The sequence below is a fragment of the Phenylobacterium sp. CCH9-H3 genome (assembly GCF_001557235.1).
Lineage (GTDB): Bacteria > Pseudomonadota > Alphaproteobacteria > Caulobacterales > Caulobacteraceae > Phenylobacterium.
In genome coordinates this window covers 1-17,567 of sequence record NZ_LSJI01000035.1, presented here as the reverse complement: position 1 = coordinate 17,567, position 17,567 = coordinate 1, and the positions used below count along the sequence as shown (strand labels likewise).

General features: G+C 70.7%; 12 protein-coding genes. 3 read left to right on the top strand and 9 right to left on the bottom strand.

Annotated elements, in window-relative coordinates; translation table 11 throughout:
* A partial coding sequence (locus AX721_RS02885) for a heavy metal-binding domain-containing protein (protein WP_156466975.1) occupies positions 1-842 on the bottom strand: 842 nt, incomplete at its 3' end.
* A 93-nt stretch (positions 843-935) separates the two neighbouring features.
* Between AX721_RS02885 and AX721_RS02880 the strand changes: the two genes are divergently transcribed.
* From AX721_RS02880 to AX721_RS02870, 3 genes are all read left to right on the top strand, one after another.
* Complete coding sequence (locus tag AX721_RS02880; protein ID WP_068874503.1) at positions 936-1,211, top strand: metal-sensitive transcriptional regulator; 276 nt, start codon at positions 936-938, stop codon at positions 1,209-1,211.
* A 156-nt stretch (positions 1,212-1,367) separates the two neighbouring features.
* Entirely contained in the window at positions 1,368-3,182 is a 1,815-nt protein-coding gene (locus AX721_RS02875; RefSeq protein WP_068874502.1) for a copper resistance system multicopper oxidase, read from the top strand.
* On the top strand, positions 3,179-4,141 hold the full coding sequence (locus AX721_RS02870; RefSeq protein ID WP_068874501.1) for a copper resistance protein B: 963 nt from the start codon (positions 3,179-3,181) through the stop codon (positions 4,139-4,141). Before AX721_RS02875 ends, AX721_RS02870 begins: the two co-directional genes overlap by 4 nt.
* A 206-nt stretch (positions 4,142-4,347) precedes the next feature.
* Here AX721_RS02870 and AX721_RS27210 read toward each other — a convergent pair whose 3' ends face one another.
* The 8 genes from AX721_RS27210 to AX721_RS02835 form a co-directional block, all read right to left on the bottom strand.
* Entirely contained in the window at positions 4,348-4,521 is a 174-nt protein-coding gene (locus AX721_RS27210; RefSeq protein WP_156466974.1) for a hypothetical protein, read from the bottom strand.
* Positions 4,522-4,596: 75 nt separating this feature from the next.
* Complete coding sequence (locus tag AX721_RS02865; RefSeq protein ID WP_068874500.1) at positions 4,597-4,944, bottom strand: hypothetical protein; 348 nt, start codon at positions 4,942-4,944, stop codon at positions 4,597-4,599.
* Between the two features lie 49 nt (positions 4,945-4,993).
* A complete protein-coding gene (locus AX721_RS02860; RefSeq protein ID WP_068874498.1) occupies positions 4,994-6,442 on the bottom strand; it encodes a type II and III secretion system protein family protein in 1,449 nt (482 codons plus the stop codon).
* A gap of 142 nt (positions 6,443-6,584) precedes the next feature.
* Complete coding sequence (locus AX721_RS02855) at positions 6,585-7,043, bottom strand: hypothetical protein (protein WP_068874497.1); 459 nt, start codon at positions 7,041-7,043, stop codon at positions 6,585-6,587.
* Positions 7,044-7,140: 97 nt separating this feature from the next.
* The gene (locus AX721_RS02850; protein WP_068874496.1) at positions 7,141-8,796 is read right to left on the bottom strand and encodes a glycosyltransferase family 4 protein; all 1,656 of its coding nucleotides are present in this window, start codon (positions 8,794-8,796) and stop codon (positions 7,141-7,143) included.
* Between the two features lie 20 nt (positions 8,797-8,816).
* Positions 8,817-11,966, bottom strand: a complete 3,150-nt coding sequence (locus AX721_RS02845) for a CHAT domain-containing protein (RefSeq protein WP_068874495.1) — start codon at positions 11,964-11,966, stop codon at positions 8,817-8,819.
* Positions 11,963-15,649 (bottom strand): filamentous hemagglutinin N-terminal domain-containing protein, encoded by a 3,687-nt coding sequence (locus AX721_RS02840; protein WP_068874494.1) that lies wholly within the window; start codon positions 15,647-15,649, stop codon positions 11,963-11,965. The genes AX721_RS02845 and AX721_RS02840 overlap by 4 nt, the downstream gene beginning before the upstream one ends.
* A gap of 15 nt (positions 15,650-15,664) precedes the next feature.
* Positions 15,665-17,353: a ShlB/FhaC/HecB family hemolysin secretion/activation protein gene (locus AX721_RS02835; protein ID WP_068874493.1), complete on the bottom strand. Its 1,689-nt coding sequence runs from the start codon at positions 17,351-17,353 to the stop codon at positions 15,665-15,667.
* Between the last annotated feature and the right edge of the window lie 214 nt (positions 17,354-17,567).

Sequence of the window (17,567 nt, the reverse complement as noted above, 5' to 3'; positions counted from 1 at the left end):
CCGTCGGGCCGCACGCGCCGCGCGGTCTTGGGCGCGAGGTCCAAAAGCGCCCTGATGGCGCCGGAGGTCTGCTCGCGCGCGCGGAGCTCCAGCACCTGGCCCAGCAACACGAGGACCGTGATCACGGCGGCGGCTTCGAAGTAGATCGCCACGCTGCCGTCGCTGCGGCGAAACGCTGGTGGAAAGATCTGCGGCGCCAGCGTGGCCACGACGCTGTAGGCCCACGCCACCCCGATGCCCATGGCGATCAGGGTGAACATGTTGAGGTTGCGGGAGCGCAACGAAGCTGCGCCCCGCCCGAAGAACGGCCAGCCGGCCCACAGCACGACCGGCGTCGCCAGGGCGAACTGAACCCAGTTGGATGTCGCAGGCGAGATCCAGCGGTGCAGGTCGAAGACGTGTCCGCCCATCTCCAGCGCAAGGACTGGCAAGGCGAGGGCCAGGCCGATCCAGAACCTCCGCGTCATGTCGGCCAGCTCCGGGTTCGGACCGCTGTCCGCGGTCGCGGTCTCAGGCTCCAGCGCCATGCCGCAGATCGGGCAGGCGCCCGGGCCCTCCTGACGGATCTGCGGATGCATCGGGCACGTGTAGATCGCATCGCGGCGAGCCGGCGCGGCCGGCGCACGATCGCCCGCGAGGTATTTCGTGGGGTCGGCGACGAACTTGGCGCGGCAACCCCCTGAACAGAAGCGGAAAAGGCGGCCTTCGTGCTCCGCCCGGTACGTGGAAGCCGCGGCGTCGACCGTCATCCCGCAAACGGGGTCGATCACGGTCCCGAGCGGGCTTTCCGGCGTGGCGCCGGCGTCAAGAGCGTCTTCGCGCTCGCGATGGCGATCGGGCATAGGCGGTCTCCTGTCCCCATCGACTTATACCCCCATGGGGCATTGTGCAAAGTGTCGCCTCGCGTATATTGCCGCGCCAGCCAGGAGACCTTGATGGAACGCACGGACAAGCCGCGCCTGCTCAACCGGCTGAGCCGGGTGGAGGGACAGGTCCGCGGCATCGCCCGCATGGTGGAGCAGGACCGCTACTGCATCGACATCCTGACCCAGCTCCACGCTGTCCGGGCGGCGCTTCGTCGTGTGGAGACCGAGCTCCTGAAGACGCATCTCGAGCACTGCGTCGCCGACGCGATGGCGAGCGGCGATACGGTCGAGCGCGATCGCAAGACGGCGGAGCTGGTCGAACTGATGGACAGGCTCCGCAGCTGATCCGCGGCGCGGCGTCCGGGTCGATTGACGGATTTCAGCGGCAGCTTCGAGCGCGCCCGCTTCGGGGGCGTCTTGAGGAGTGTGAAGGATCGGGTGGGTATGGCGGGCATGTCGCTCCGAGCCACCGGGATGGGTTCAATATCTGTGGGACGGACGATGCGAAGTGTTTTCAGCCGCCGCGAGCTGCTGCGGGGCGTCACTCTGGCCGGGGGCGGGGTAGCCGCCGCCGGTCTGTTGCCGGACTGGGCCCGGAGCGCCACCCCCGGTCTGCCCGCGCGACCGACCCTGTCCGGGGAGGACATCAAGCTCACCGTGGGCCACAGCGCGCTGACCATCGATGGCCGCCGGGGGCATGCGGTGGCCATCAACGGCGTCGTGCCCGCGCCGCTGATCCGCCTGAAGCAGGGCCAGAACGTCCGCCTCTCCGTGACGAACACCCTGCGTGAAGACACGTCGATCCACTGGCACGGGCTGCTGGTGCCGTTCGAGATGGATGGCGTGCCCGGCGTGAGCTTCCCCGGCATCAAGCCGGGCGAGACCTTCGTGTACGAGTTCCCGATCATCCAGAGCGGCTCCTACTGGTATCACAGCCACTCGGGACTGCAGGAGCAGGAGGGGCACTACGGCCCCATCGTCATCGACCCCATCGGGCCTGATCCGGTGGCCTACGACCGGGAGCACGTGGTCGTGCTCTCCGATTTCAGCTTCATGCACCCTCACCGCATCTTCCAGCGGCTCAAGCAGCAGTCGGGGACCTTCAATCATCAACGCCAGACCATCGCCGGCCTGCTGGCGGGCAAGGACCAGACGCTGCAGGAGCGAATGACGTGGTCCAGGATGCTCATGGACCCCACCGACATCTCCGACGTCACCGGGGCAGCCTACAAGTTTCTGATCAACGGTCACGGGCCTGAGGACAACTGGACGGCGCTGTTCACGCCCGGCGAGCGAGTCCGCCTTCGGTTCATCAACGCCGGCGCCCAGACCATCTTCAACGTCCGCATTCCGGGTCTGAAGCTGACGGTCGTCGCCGCGGACGGCCAGAACGTGCGGCCGGTCGAGGTCGACGAGTTCCAGATCGGCAACGCCGAGACCTACGACGTGGTCGTCCAGCCGATGGAAGATCGCGCGTACACGCTCGTCTCCGAGGCGGTGGATCGTTCGGGAATGGGCCGGGCGACCCTGGCGCCGCGTCCCGGCATGAGCGCAGCGGTTCCGCGCCTGCGCGAACGGCCGCTCGGGACGATGAAGGACATGGGCATGGACATGTCGATGCACGCCGGCCACGGCGGCGGGCCGCCCGCGCCGGGCATGGACCACGCGGCGATGGGGCACGGCCCCCCCGCCGCCGTTCAGGCCGCGCCAGGGATGGCGCGGCCGCGCGTGCGCGGATCCGACGCGATGGGCGACATGGAGATGTCCATGCGCGACGCCCGGAATGCGCCCCAGGTGACGATGGGCCCCGGCGTGCAGTCGATCGCCCCTTCGCCCATCGATCGCACCGGAGAGCCCGGCCAGGGTCTGGAGAGCGTCGGCCACCGCGTGCTGGTCTATACGGACCTCATCGCCCTGGAACCCAATCCAGACACGCGGGCGCCGTCACGCGGCCTGGAAATCCGCCTTACGGGCAACATGGAGCGGTTCATCTGGGGCTTCGACGGGATGAAGTTCAGCGACGGTCCAGAGCCCTACAGCTTCCGCACGAACGAGCGCGTCAGGGTCACCCTGGTGAACGACACCATGATGACCCATCCCATCCACCTGCATGGCCATTTCTTCGAACTGACCCATGGGCCGGTGGGGCACATGCCACGCAAGCACACGGTGAATGTGCTGCCCGGAGGGAAGGTGAGTTTCGACATCACCGCCGAGCCGGGCGACTGGGCCTTCCACTGCCACATGATGTACCACATGCATGCGGGGATGTTCCAAGTGTTCGCGGTGCGGCCGCTGGACGGAGCTGCGGCATGAACCGCTTGATCTGGCTCGCCCTTTCGGCCGCGCTCTCAGGCGCGCCGGCCCTCGCCCAGACGCCCGACCCTCACGCCGACCACGCGATGCCCGCACCGGCGCCGAAAGCCGATCCGCACGCCGGCCACGCAATGCCTGCGGCGGAGCCGGCCGGCCCCTTCGATCCTCATGCGGGACACCAGGTGACGCCGAGCGCGACGCGCAAGGGCGGCGATCTGCCGGTCGGGACGCAGGACCCTCCTGCGCCGCCGGTCGAACCCGCCGCGGACCGGGTCTACGGCGCCGCGCCCATGGCCGAGGGCCGTGCGGTCTTGAGGCGCGAGCACGGCGGAGCACAGCTGTCCAAGGTCATGCTGAACATGTCCGAGGCGGTCCTGGGCTCCGGAGGGGGCTACCATTGGGACCTGGAAGCCTGGTTCGGCGGCGACGTGAACCGCGTGGTGCTGAAAACGGAGGGCGAGGGGAGTTGGGACGACGGCGCGGAGGAAGCCGAGGGGCAGGTGCTCTATTCCCGCGCCGTCGGCGTCTACACCGATCTGCAACTGGGCGTTCGGCACGATTTCGAGCCTGGGCCGCAGCGCACCTATGCCGTGCTCGGTCTTGAGACCCTGCTGCCGTACTGGTTCGAAGCCGAAGGCGCGCTGTTCCTCTCCGAAAAGGGGGAGCTGCTGGGACGCGTGGAAGGGTCCTACGATTTCCGGCTGACCCAGCGCCTGGTGCTTCAACCGCGTGCCGAACTCAACTTCGCGGCCGAGGACGTTCCCGCCCGCGGCGTCGGTTCGGGCCTCACGGACGCGGAGATCGGCCTGCGAATGCGCTATGAGATCAAGCGCGAGTTCGCGCCCTATGTAGGCGTTGTCTGGAGCCGCAAGGTCGGCGACACGGCCCGCTTTGCCCGCGCCGGCGGCGAAGACGTGGAGGAGGCCCGGGTCGTGGCGGGCCTTCGGGCCTGGTTCTGAGTCTCGGGCGGCGACCGTGGCCTGGCTGACCGATCGCTGGGGATCGCGCGGGCCGCGTCCGGCCGGCACGGTCCACTTGGACCACCGTCGCCTCCGGCCCCGCTGCGAGACCTGACCCGCGAACAAAGGCCATATATGTTAGCGTGTTAGGCTGGAAAGTTATCCGTTTCTATGCGCGCGAGACGCCACCTGACTGACGAGGGCGGTTAGCTTGCGAGGCGACGGGAGCGGTCAGCGACTTTCGCCGGGGCGGGGTCCAGGGAATGGATCAGCCGCCATACGGGCCGTTGCGCCGCGAGCATGAAGCCCGCGAGGGCCAGCCGGAACGGGCTGTCGAAGCTCATGAGGATCAGCACGAAGACGGCCAGGAGCGGCCACATCCACAATGCGTTAAGGTTAAGCCGGCGCATGTCCGGAGTGGGACACGCGTCGTGGGGGCAGGCAAGCGGACTCGCCTACGAAGGGCAGCTCTGCCGCGGTGGCGCATGTTCCACGACCGGCAGGCCCCTGACGATCGGCTCCGGCCTCATCTGGACCACCTGGGGCTGTGACGAGGCGCATCGGGCCTCGGTGAAGATCGTTCGGATCAGGATGCGGTTGGGCGCAGGGCTTCCCGCCCCGTCGGTGGAGACGGGCAGCGTCACCACGCACTCGAGATCGGCGCCCGCCGCACCAGGCGTGGCGACGCAGCGGGGCTCACCGGCGGCCGGCGGCGCGGCCGGGCCGAGCACGACGATCGAACCGGCCTGCGCGGTGGCGCTGGCGGCGGATAAGGCGATGGTGGCGAAGACGAGCAGCCTCACGGGGACTCTCCACGAGCAGACCTCGTGGAGCCTTGCACGAGTCGGCCGCTCAGGCGCGCTCCCGGAACGCGGCGGCGAAGCGTGATGCGGCCTGCCTGGCCCAGCGCGTCGGCGGCCGCAGCACGTCGCGGATGTCCGCCGCCAGCGCACGCAGCGGCGAGGCCCTTGGACGCGCGGCCGTTGCGGAGGGCGGCGGGGCGACGGGAGAGGGCCGTGCGTCCGCCAGGACCGCCCGCTCGTTGAGGGGGGACGACACCTGACTCGAGGTTCGGGGCGTCACGAGGATCGCAAGCTCGCGCCGCGCCTCCTTTCTTCGCGACGCGCCCATGAACGGCGCCAGGGCGCGGCCAAGGATCGGGATACGGCCGATGAACGGCACGTCGCGGGCGCTGCGTTCCGAACTCTCCTCTAGCAGTCCGGCGATCATGAACGTCTCGCCGTCGCGCAGATCGGCGACCGTGGCGGCGCGGCGCGTCCTGAGGGCAGGGACGTTGAAGCCGGAGACACGCAGTGAGACGGACGGGTCGATGTCGCTAAGTTCCGCGTCGAGCGCGACCCGGATTGTCCCGTTCTCGCGGATCACCGACCGGACCGTCATGGCCGCCCCGTACGGTTTGAACTCGATGGCGATCTTGTCGAGGTCCTGCGGGACCGGGAAGGGAAACTCGCCGCCCGCCCGGAACGAGGCGATCTCACCCGACAGAGCGACGAGCGACGGCTCGGCGACCACCCGCAACTGCCCGTTGGCCTCGAGCGCCTGCAACGCCGCGTCCAGCCGCAACCGGCCTTCGCGCGCGGTGAACGCAGCGATTCCGAAGGGCGGGTCCAAGCCGATAGGCTCGCCGCGTGTCGCCACGGTGAGGTCCGGGCCGTTGGTGACGCGCACGGCGGCGGCGACGTCCCGCAAACCGCTTTGGCTCACTTCCACGATCCGCACGTCGAGTAGCACCTGGGCGGCGCGGGCATGGAGGCGCGAGATCACGGCGTCGGGCGCCACCTGGTCGGCCAGCCGCTCGGCGATCGCGGCGACAGACGGGCTGGACACCTCGCCCTCCAGCAAGAGGCTGCTCGACAGCTGTTTCACGGTGATCGGCTCGCCGGGAAGCGCCTCCGCGAGCAGGTCCCGCAGCGCCTGGGCGTCGTAGCCCACGTGGATGTCCAAATTCTGGGTGAGGTGGCCTTCGCGGTCGTAGACGAGAAGGTTGGTTGAGCCGATCTGGCTCCCGATGACGTAGAGGCCGTCGGGCGCCGGCCCGACCCGCGCCGTCTCCGGCTGGGCCACCACGACCTTGCCGACCGCGCCTTCGGCCCGCAGGCCGACGCCCTTGTCGAGCGGGGCGTGGATAGTCGCCGCGGGCGGGGCTTCGCTCGCCAGCTCCTGCGCGGCTCCTGGCGAAGTCACGGTCATCGTGCAAACGCAGGCGACCACGCTCGCGAGGGCCCGCGAAGACGCCCGCAGGCCCCGCATCGCGGCGGCGATGGCGCGGTGGAGCTTCATCCGCGGCAGAACGCCACAGCCGTCGTTCGATTAGCCCTAACGGGCATGGTTAACCGACGTTGGCTGATAGCCCACGAAAAAGGCCGGCGGACGCTTCGATGCGTCCCGCCGGCCCTCGGTCGCCCCACCTTGGTCGGGAGGATCAGTTGTTCGAGGTCGCGCCCTTCGCGAGGTAGGCGTCAAGCGCCTGGCGGGCGACGGTCTTGCATCCGCTGGATTCTGCCGTGCGAACGATGTCGTCCAGGTTGGTGAGGGTTTCCACCGCCGGGCAGATGCCGCCGCGGCGGGCCCCGAAGGTGCGCCCGGTCGGCGGCGGCTCCACCAGCGAACGCAGCGTCTCGAAACGCGCGCTGTCGGCGGCCGCCAGGCGGGCGCCTGGAATGGTCGCGCCGGCGGCCGCGCCGCGCAGGGTGACCACCTCGCCCGTGGCTCGCATCAGGGTCAGGGTCTTGCCGGCGCCCAGCGCCACCTTGGCCCCCGCGTCGAAGGCCTGGCCGCGCTTGAAGCCCGGGTCGGTCGAATTCACCACGATGTAGTCGCTGGCCGCGGCAGTTCCGCCTACCGCCAGAGAAAATGCAACGCCAATCAGTAGCTTGCGCATCTGTCTTACCCCGAAGGAAGTCCTGGTACGTTCCCGTGTCAGGCGCGGAACTACCACATGGCAGCCCTGAACGGAACCTGAACCACGGCCTTGTGTCTCATGTACGCGGCGTTGCGCCGCACAGACGCAAGAGCCCGAACTTGATCAGCCAGACCAAGCCGCGCTCGATGAACGGCCGGCGCTCCGGAGACGTCTCCGCCAGGAGCGCGCCGACCGTGCGCGGCCCAGTCGCCAGCGACTCCAGGAGCTGGAGCGCCTCATCCAGGCTGGGCAGGCGCGCGGCGTCGGCATGGGCGGAGGGATGGCCCAATACGGCGACGATCGCCTCGCGATCGAATGGCGCGGCCAGCGCCACGGTGTCGGAGGCCGAAAGCGCTGCCGTCGGATAGGCGGCGAACATGCGGAAGGGGTCGGGCCGATAGGGGTTTTCCAGCGCCGGTTGGGCGGCCGCGGCGGCCCGGCGACGTTCGAGTTCCGCCCAGAGGGCCTGGTACTGTGGGATCACCGCGCGCCAGTCGAAGACCTCCCGCACGCGCGTCCGCGCAGCCTGGCCCATACGGTGTCGCAGGTCGGGATCGGCGAACAGCGAGGTCAGCGCCTCGGCGGTCTCGCCGATATCGACGGCAGCGAACGTCGAAGCGGCCGCCGCATAGGCGTCGTAGCTCACCAGGCGCTGGGCGTAGGCGTAGATCAGGTCGGAGCCCAGGCCGGGCCGTGGCGCCGTCGTACGGATGCGGAAGCCGTCGATACCATGCCGCACGGTGTCGCGATAACCGTCCCAGTCGCTGACCACGCAGGGCAAGCCGGCGGCCATGGCTTCGATCGGCGTCAGGCCGAACGTCTCCTGGATATTGTCGGACAGCGACAGGAAGACGTCGGCGGCGCTGGCGATCTCGTCTCGCGTCCGGGCCGAGGCGTGCTCGACGAAGCGCAGTTCGACATCGGGGGCGAAGGCCGCGGCGGCGGTCCGGAACGCTTCCTCGTCCGTGGGGCGCCGGGCGCCGCCGTACAGCAACCAGTACACCGGTCGGCCCAGCCGCCGGGCGGTCTCCTGCAGGGCTAGGCCCATGGGTCCGGGGTGCATTTTGGTCGAGAGGTTGAACCGGCCGGTGAACAGGGCGACGGGCGCATCGGCGGAGATGCCGAGTTCGTCGCGCCAGCGGCGGCGAACCCCGGGATTCGCGTCGAAGTCGCAGGTGTGTACGCCCAGGGGGATGGTGACGAGCTGGGCTGGCGGAATGCGCGCGGCGCCGAGCCTCTCCTGCAGGTATGCCGCGACGGATTCTAGCAGTACTTCCACGGCGTTGCGGACGGAAGTTGACGTGCAGACGAGCGCGTCCCATGGCTGCAGTGGTGCGAGCAGGAGCGCGCCGATCTCGTCGAGGATGCGGGTCTCGGCGATGGTGTGGGTTACGCCGGTAATCGAGTAGGCATGGCCGCCCAGAGCCCGCCGGGCCCAGGCTTCGTCCTTCAACTCCGGCGTCGGGATGTGCACCGCGCCGGCCTTGGCCAGACCGGCCCGGTCTGCACGGGCCAGCCACGTGATCGGCTTGTCGGGCGCGCCCAGCCGCCGCAGCAGGGCCTCCAGCTTGCCCTGGTCCTCGCCGTGGACGTTCCAGAGGTGGAAGCGCTCGACCTCAGCGTGCTGCAGGAAACCCCGCAGGAAGCCTTCGCCGGCCGCGTTGCGGCCCATGGGTCGCGGGCCGGAGGCGTCGTACGGCTCGCCGCTGAACTGGAGGGCGGCGTTGGCCATCTGTCGCCCTCGGGGGCCGGCTACCGGTCCGCCGCCTGGCTCGCCGCGCCCGGAAGGGGGCGCGAGCCGTCGCCGACGATGGTGAAGGGCGCCCAGTAATAGGGATGCGAGAACTGCTCGCTCTGCTGGAGGGCGACCTGGGCCTTGGTCAAGGCGCCGGCCTTGGTGGGCGAGGCTGCGGAGAACATCCCCGTCATCAGCCGCACCGTGGCCACCGAGTCCACCGACCAGTGCGAGACGATCAGCGAGCGGCCGCCGGCGTAGATCACCGCGCGCGTCAGGCCGCCGAGGGCCTCGCCGCCCCCCTGTAGGCCGCTGGTGGCGGCCTCACCGCCCGCGCCGCCCGTGTCGCAGGCCGACAGCACGACCAGGTCGGCGTCCAGCTTCAGGTCCAGGATCTCGCTGGCGTCCAGCAGGCCGTCGGAGTCGCCGCCGCCGACCGAGGTCATCAGCGCCGGCTCGGGCAGGCAGGCCGACGGCTGGGGCAGCAGGCCGTGGGTGGCGAAGTAGAGCACCTTGTAGTCGGACAGATCCTTGCGACCCTTCACGCTGTCGTCGGTGAAGGCTTGGCCGACGACGATCTGCTCACCCGCGGCGCCCGCGATGCTGGCGCCCACCTGGCGCACTTCGTCGGCGGTGTCGGGCAGGGCCGGCATCTGCAGCAGGGCGAGGCGGGTGTTCTCGCAGATGTCGCCGAGGTCGCGTTCCGTCCGCAGGCTCACCGAGCGCCGCACCACCGAGGCGTAGGCCCGCCGGTCCGAGCGGGCCGGTGTCGCAGGGTCGGCGAAGCCGAGGAAGCTCTTGCTGGCGCGCGACGGGGCGAAGGCCCGGGATTGCATGAACGAGGCGGCCGACAGCACCAGGGCGGAATCCACCTTGCCGCCCAGCCAGGCCACCTTGCGGTAGTCCGGGTCGCTTCCGCGGGTCACCCCCGCCAGGATGGCCGACGGATCGGCTGTCACCAGGGCGCCCACCGGCAGCGAGATCAGGGCGCCGTCGGGCTCGTACACCAGGTGGCGGGCGGCCGTGACCTCGGCGGCCACCGGGCCGAAGAGCTGCTGGAACAGGCTGTAGGAGGCCGCCACGTCGAAGGCGGGCAGGGAGTCTTCGGCCTCGAACGGCGCGCGAAGCCGGCGGACCGCCGCGCCCGCCGTGCCGCGGTTCAGCGCGATCGCATAGGGCTTGGCGCTCGTCGGGGTGACCAGCAGGCCGTAGCCGCGGCTGTCGAGCAGGAGCAGCTTCACATAGACCTCGTCCGCGCCCAGCGACTTCTGCAGGTCCGCCAGCGAGGCCTCGGACGAGACGAGCTGGGCATAGCGCGGGTTGGCCGCCAGAAGCTGGGCCTCCAGGGCGTCGGACTGTTCCTGCAAGGCCTTCAGGCGCGCCTCGAGATCCGTCCGCGCCTGTCCCTCGTAGGCGTTCTGCGCCTGCAGGGCGGCCGTCTGCGCCTCGGTGGCGCGCAGCTCGCGGCGAGTGTCCTCCAGCGCCCGGACCAGGCCGGTGACGGCGCTGTCGCCGGAGGCCACGCGTGCAGCCAGCTTCGAGACGGTCTGGGCCGTGGCGTTCGAGACCACGCTGGTGGCGGCGGCGAAGAAGCGGGCCTTGTAGTCGGCAGCCCGCGCGGGGTCGCTGTCGATGCGCTTCAGCAGCAGATCGAAGTAGGGCGCCGCGTCGTCCGCGGAGGCGCCCAGGGCGCCGCGCTGCGCCTGAAAGAGCTCGAACGCGCGGGCATAGGTGGCGAGCGCGGCGTCCTCCTGTCCGGCGCCGGCTTGCGCGCGGCCCAGGTCCAGCAGCAGGCCGCCCTCGGCGGCGGTGCCGGCGTGCCGGACACGCAGGGTGCGCAGGGCGCTGTTGTACTTGCCGATCGCCTGTGCGGGCTGGCCCTGGTCCATGTCGATCTCGGCCAGATCCGCCTCGATGCGCGCGCGGAGCCAGACGTTGAGCGCGCCGTTGGCCTCGGCCGTCGCCAGCGTGCGGCTGGCGCGGGCCAGAGCCTCGCGGGCCCCTGCGGCGTCGCCCTGGGCGGCGAGCGAGGACCCCATCACCTCCAGCGCCTGGGCGTCCTGAACGGCGAGACGGTCGGCCGCGGTGACACGGCTCGCGCCCATCACGTCGCGCCCGCCGGGCCGGTTGTTGAGCGCCGCGGCGAGGTCGCCGCCGATAGCCAGACCGTCCGCCGCCTGGGTCACGGTGGGTCCGCCGGTGGCGAGGCCGCGGGCCGCGCGGATCTCGTCGCTGGCGCGCAACGCCGCCTGGGCGGTGGTGACAGCGTCGGCGAAGCGGCCGGCGTTGCGCTGGTGCAGGGCGCGGTAGGTCCGCGCCCGGGTCGCCAGCAGCGGGTCGCCGGACGCGGCCACCTGGGCGTCGGCGTCGCGGAACAGCCGGTCGGCCTCGGCGAAGCGGCCGTTGTTCGAGACGTTGAGCGCCAGGTTCAACAGCGCCTCGCCCATCTCGGCGGGCGGTGCGCGGCGCGCCTCCGCGTCGGCGACCAAGGCCTGGAAGTCGGTCTCCGCCTGCTCGAAGCGCCATTCGTTGTTCTGGACGTAGCCGCGGGCGCGCAGCCGGTTGGGGTCGGCGGCGGCGGCGGCTTGCGAGCGGGCGAGGCCACCCGTGGCCCCGCCGAAGTCGGCGGCGATCTCGGCGCTGGCGGCGGAGGTCTGCACCTGAGACTGCGCGGGCGGCTTGGCCGCGCCGGACACCACCTTCAGCCCCGTCTCCAGGACGTCGGCGATCTGGGCCGCGCCTTCGGCGGCATAGAGTCGGCCGCCCTTTCCGGCGGAATAGACCACATAGGGCGCCTGGCCCGCGGCGCTGCGGCAGGCTCGACGGCTCACCGGGCCGACGCTGGCGACCGACCCGGGCTTTCCGGCCGAGCACTGCGCCCGCGCGCCCAGCGCGGCTTCCCAGGCGTCCGCGTCCTGCGCCTTCGGCAGGGCGTAGAGCCGACCCAGGCTGCCTTCCCAGCCCCGGCAGCGGATGCTCCAGGCGCGACGGCCTGCGGCCTGGACCACGGGGTCGTCATAGTCGCGCACGGCCTGGCAGACGGCGCCGGAGGCGGCGCTCTGGCCCAGCGGGATCAGGTCGGCCCGGGTCTGGGCGCCGGCCGCCGTGGTCAGCGCCGTCATCACGACCGCGCCGCCAAGACCCAGGATAAGGCTCTTACGGATCATTTCGTCTGCCTGCGCTTGCGCCAGATTTCTTCGCTGCCTGTCCCGGTGACGACCGGGTCGGTGATGATCTCATCGGCTGGCGGCTCGGCCACCCCCAGGAGCACCGGCGGGCTGGCCAGGCTTTCGGAGGAGAGGGCCTCGATCCCCGCCTCGACGTCGTCGCCGAGGAGGTCGCGGGCCGTGAGCACGCCCGAGTTCATGTCGCCCGAGACGCCGCTGCCCCCCGACGCCGGCGCCGAGATGACGGGGCAGTTGGTCGTCCCCACGTCGCAGGCGTTGAACCGATAGCTCGCGCCGTCAGGCCGGGTGGTCGGCTGGCCATTGGTGTCCACGACGGTGAAGGAGATGCCGCTGCCCGCCGCCGCGCCGGTGGTCACCCGCCCGTCGGAGCCTGCGATGGCGCCCCACAGCTCCACCAGCCGCGGCGGGTCGATGATCAGCGCAGGGGTGAACGCGCCGGTGAAGTACAGGCCTGCAGTGCCGCCGGTTCCGGGGAGGGCGGTGTTCTGCTGGACAGCCTTGCCGTCGGCCGAGACCTCGAGCCGGCCGGTCGAGACGAAGACCTTGCCGACCTCGTCGCCGACCGGAACCACCCCTGCGGGGAGCCCCTTGGCGATGTCGATGTCCGCGATGGCCGTGCCCTGGATCAGGCTGATGAACCGGGGCGAGCCGAACAGGATGTCCTGCCGCGCCGCCAGCCGCACCTCGTCGAACGCGCGGATGCCGGTGTAGCTGGCGCCGTTGTTGGCGAAGGTCGCCGCGCCGAGCGAGCCGCTCACCAGGATCGAGCTCGGCCGCCAGGCGAGGTCGGTCGCATCCCCGATGCGCAGGATTCCGCCGCTGGTGGTCGGCGCCACGGCGCCCTGGACGTTGGCCGTGTTGGCGGATCCCACGAGGAAACTGACGCTGGGCGTATTGGCCGGGTTGATCGCCAGCGCCTGCAGCGTCAGGTCGCCGCGCGCCGATCCCGTGGTCGAGCCGGCGTAGAAGCGCGTCACGCCGGTCACGCGCAACTGACCGAAGTCGGTGTTGTCGAACACGAAGCCCGACCCGCCGTCCGCGGTCCCGCCCACGCGCATCGCGCCGCTCCGGGACTCGATCTGGGCGCTGGGCGCCGTCAGTGTCCCGGTGAGGTCCAGGTCCCCGGCCAGGATGCGGATCGAGTTGGCCGCCGTCGTGGCGCCCAGGGTGGCCTTGCCCGACACGTCGAGGATCAGGTTCCGGCCTGCGCTAAGTGGCGATGTCGACGTGAAGTCGCCGTTGGAAGTAATGGAAAGATCACGAGGAACTGCGCCGATCGCGGAGCCCAGCGACAGCGACGAACCCTGAACGATCAGGTCGCGGCCGGTCTTGTAGCTGGCCGTGGTGACGCCGCCGCTCAGGGCGCGCAGAGTCAGGTCCTCGCTGGCGGAGACGTTGCCGGCCGTCACCGTGGCGCCTGTCAGCGAGACCGAGCCGGAATCCGCCCGCACGTCCGCGACCATCAGTGCGCCGGCGGCGCTGACGGATATGTTGCGCACGGCGGTGAGCGCGTTCGTCAGGGTGAAGTCGCCCGTGGTGCTGCCGACCGACAGGTCGCGACCGGCCGTCACCGAGTCGAGCGTCACGGTTGGCGCGCGCACCGTGGCGTCGCGCGTCGCGGTCACGGAGAAGGCGCCTGGTGTCGGGGTCAGCACTTCGACCGCCGCGTCCTGGCCCGCCAGGACCGTGACGACCGTGGCGCCGGTGACGCCGCCGGAGCCCAGGCCCAACCGGGCGTCCAGATCCGTCGATTCCACCTGCACCACGCGGCCGTTGCCGGCCGTGTCGGGATTGCCGGCGAAACTCACCCCCACGGTGTCCGCGCCGGCGCCGGTGAGCGTGGCGGTGGTCAGCGAGGCTACGCCATGGGTCGCGCGGAGGTAGATGTCGTCGCCCGCCGTGGCCGTTCCTACGAGGGCGTCGCCGCTGGACGCGATGAGGTACAGGTCGCCTTGCGTCGTCACGGTGCCGATCCGGATGCTGGAGGCGAGGCCCAGGACGCGGGGGGCGGTGATCGTGCCAACGTCGGCCGCGCCGCGCAGGTTCACCACGCCGCCGGCCGTCACGGCGTCGATCCGGCCCGAGGCCAGGTTCACGGTCACGTTCTGCGGCGCGGAGAGGGTGATGGTCCCGGAGGCGGCGCCCGTGCCGTCCCCGACCGAAATGTCGCGGCCGGAGGTGACGGTCAGCCCCTTGGGCGCGGTCATGGACTCGATGCGCGCGTCGGTCTTTGCCGTGATGACGCCGTCGCCCATGACCCCGGCGGCGGCCAGGACGATCTCGCCCTTGGTCGAGGCAACGTTGAGCCCGCCGCCGGCGATCAGGCCGTTGGCCTTGATGTCGGCCCCGGTGACGGCGATGTCCCGCGCCGTATTGACCCGACCCAGCTCGATGCTTGCGGTGGCGGCGATCGCGGCGTCTCGGCCGGCGCTGAGCGACGAGATGGCCGTCGGGTCGAACAGCGAGGCCACGATGGCGGCGTCCTCGGCCGAGGGTTCGAGGGGCGCGAAGCCGAACCCGTTGCCGTTGGATTCTTCCTCGCACCCGCGTGGAAGCAGGTTGCAGTCCTCGTCCTGCGCGATGGTCGGCGGATCTTCGAGTTCTTCGGGCGGGCGCACCCACGGCCGGCCGAAAATGCGGCCCACATTGCTCATGCGGACGTCGCGCGAGGCCGTCGCCTTGTTGAGATAGATGTCCGTGGCCGAGGCGTTCGCCAGCGCCGGGCCGGGCAGGCGATTCACGATGCCGCCGCCGCCGGACAACACGATATCGCCGCCGTCGGCCTTGGCCGCCTGGGCGGTCACAAGGCCCTCCAGGTTGATCACCGCACTGCCGATGCCCGAGTTGTTGACGGCGGCCAGGAACACCGCGTTGGCGCGAGTGTTTCCGCCGAGGTCGATCGCCACCCCGCCGTCGGCGCCGCCGCTGGCGTCCGGGACGATGAAGTCGACGAGGTCGAAGTCGCCGGCCGTCCCGGGCGCGAGGCGGATCTGGAACGACTTGGCCGAACCATAGACCACGCTGCCGTCGATGGCGGTGACCTGCGCGTTCGCCCGTGTCACCACGCTCGGGCCCATCAGCGCCACCATCCCGCCGTGCGCGGTCAGTGTCGCGTTGGACAGCACCATGATCTTGGCGCCCGGCAGGTTGTCCGAGCCGTTGAACGCGAAGGCGTTCGATGCGGGGTTCAGGAAGTTAGCCGAGTCCGTGATGCCGATGCCGACCAGGAGGCTGCCCGCGTCGACCCTCGCGCCCTTGCCGAAGATGATGCCGTTGGACGAGGCGAACCAGATATTGCCGCCATACTGCCCCCCGACTTTACCCTCGATGGTCCCTTCGATCTTGCTCTGCTGCAGGCCGGTGATGCGGTTCAGCACGGCCCAGGAACGGTCGCCAAAGTTGAAGCTCACCGTTTCGTCCGGCTTCACGTTGAACGACGCCCAGTTCAGCACCGTGCGTGGCCCGCCGAGGGTGATGTCGGTGCGGCCGGCGGTCGAGGTGATGGTCGGCAGGACGCCGCCCGAACCGACCTCGGGCAGCCCGCCGACCGGCAGGGCATGGACGATCCCGGGCAGGACGCTCAAGGCGCCGCAGATCGCGGTCCGGGCCAGCAGTTTGCGGCGGTCGGCGGGCGGCGTGGGATCACGGAAGGGCATCGGCATCTTACTCTCTCCGCATCACAGCAAGCTGGCCGTGAGCTGGATCAGGACGCGGTCGCCGGGCCTGGAGCGGCCCGGGCCGGTGGCATGCAGCGGGTGGGCGTAGGTCACTTCGAGGTTCGCCCGGTTGAACAGGCGGAAGATGACGCCGGCGCCCACGGAGGTAAGGCTGCGGTCCTTCTCCAGCAGCGTCACGCTCGTCTTGTTGTTGGCCACATATCCGGCGTCGACGAAGGCGTAGGGCGAGGCCAGCACCTTCGGGTGCAGCTGGGTCGGGCCGTAACGGACCTCGAAGGCGGCTGAGACCCCCTTGTCGCCCAGCAGGGCGGCGGGGTCGTAGCCGCGACCGACGGTCAGGCCGCCCAGCGACATCTGCTCGTAGGGCAAGAGGACGTCGTCGGCGTACTGCGCCTGTGCGCGGAGGCTGGCGGTCACCCGCTCGCTGAGCACGACGTCGGCGCCGCCCTGGGCGCGGAGGGTCCAGGCGTCGGGTTTGGCCAGGGCGCGCGTGAGGGTCGCCTCGCCCGCCTCGCTGGCGTCCAGGATGGACAGGCCCTTGCGGAGCGTCACGCCGCCGGTCAGAAGCGCCGGCCGCTGGGCGAACTCGGTGCGATAATCGCCGTCGGCGCGGGCGTAGCCGACCCGAAGCTTGTCGCGGCTCAACAGACCGATGCCGCTGGCCACGGTCTTCTGATCGACGACATCGAGGCCGGCGGCGAGGTTGAGGTTCTGGTTGCGGCTGCGCAGGAAGGGGTAGGCGACCTCGAGGTTGCCGACGACCGACCGGCTTTTCAGGTCCAGCGGCTTCAGAGCGCCGCCCGGCCGGCTCTCGCCATAGGTCAGGGAACCGCCGAATGTCAGGCCTTCGGACCCGAAGCGCGCGGTCTCGGCCAGCTGGACCAGCCACTGCTCATTGGAATCCAGCGTATGGAACGCCGTGATCGACGTGCTGTCGCCATAGGCCGTGTACCCGGCCAGGTCGGCGCGGAGGAGGCCGCCCCAACGACCCACCGACTTCGAGCCGGAATTCTGGACGTTGGCGATGACGCCGGGGCCCTGCCGCGTCACGTTGAGGTCGATGTCCACCGCGCCGCGCTCGCCGCTGGTGGACGGGCGGACCGCCGCGCGGACGCGCAGACCCGGCACGTCCGAAGCCAGCAGCAGGTAGCGCTGGGCCTTGTCCATGTCGAAGGGCTTCATGCCGCGGAGCTTCTCGGCGTAGCGTTCCACGGCCGCCTGGGCCGGGCCCACGTCGCCACGGACGCGCACATTGACCACGTGCGCCTCGATGACCTCCAGCACCAGGGCGCCGCCGGCGATCCGCTGTTCGGGGATTTCCACGCGGGCCAGCACGCCGGCATCGAAAACGATCCGGGCGGCGTTGTCGCGGATTCGGCAGATCACCGAGACCGGCTGCGGCTTGCCGAGGTAGGCCGCATAGGCCTCGCGCAACTCGTCCTCACTGACCGCCGTGGCGCCGCGGAAGGCGACGCTGTTCAGCGTGACCTGTACGTCCGAGGTCTCCAGTGGGCACGGACCGGGCGGCTCCGGCGCGAAGGCGCCGGTTGTCCGTGACGGAGGCGGCCGGGACACGCGGGTGTCGGGATCGAGCTCGGCGGCCGTCGTGCCCGGCGTGGCGCCGGGTGGCGGCGCGGCAGGCTGGGCCCAGGCCAGCACCGGCGGCGTCAGCGCGGTCGTTGCAAGCACGGCAAAGCCTAGTCGCCGGCGCAAACCGACCCGCCGAGCGCGAGAGCTGCGCCCCATCATTCCCCAACCCCCCAACGTAGCCCCCGTCGCTTTTAGCTTCCGCCGAACACGTTGTTAAGTACGGACCCTTGCAAGGCGAGGACGCACAAGCGGTCGCGCCATGGGGAGATTTGGCCGGTTAGCAATCTATTCAGGCTACCGAAGGTCCACTGAC

Coding starts and splice junctions, on each gene's coding strand:
- AX721_RS02870 (WP_068874501.1), top strand. CDS start 3,179: ATGAACCGCTTGATCTGGCTCGCCCTTTCGGCCGCGCTCTCAGGCGCG.
- AX721_RS02850 (WP_068874496.1), bottom strand. CDS start 8,796: ATGGCCAACGCCGCCCTCCAGTTCAGCGGCGAGCCGTACGACGCCTCC.
- AX721_RS02875 (WP_068874502.1), top strand. CDS start 1,368: ATGCGAAGTGTTTTCAGCCGCCGCGAGCTGCTGCGGGGCGTCACTCTG.
- AX721_RS02860 (WP_068874498.1), bottom strand. CDS start 6,442: ATGAAGCTCCACCGCGCCATCGCCGCCGCGATGCGGGGCCTGCGGGCG.
- AX721_RS02845 (WP_068874495.1), bottom strand. CDS start 11,966: ATGATCCGTAAGAGCCTTATCCTGGGTCTTGGCGGCGCGGTCGTGATG.
- AX721_RS02855 (WP_068874497.1), bottom strand. CDS start 7,043: ATGCGCAAGCTACTGATTGGCGTTGCATTTTCTCTGGCGGTAGGCGGA.
- AX721_RS27210 (WP_156466974.1), bottom strand. CDS start 4,521: ATGTGGCCGCTCCTGGCCGTCTTCGTGCTGATCCTCATGAGCTTCGAC.
- AX721_RS02840 (WP_068874494.1), bottom strand. CDS start 15,649: ATGCCGATGCCCTTCCGTGATCCCACGCCGCCCGCCGACCGCCGCAAA.
- AX721_RS02880 (WP_068874503.1), top strand. CDS start 936: ATGGAACGCACGGACAAGCCGCGCCTGCTCAACCGGCTGAGCCGGGTG.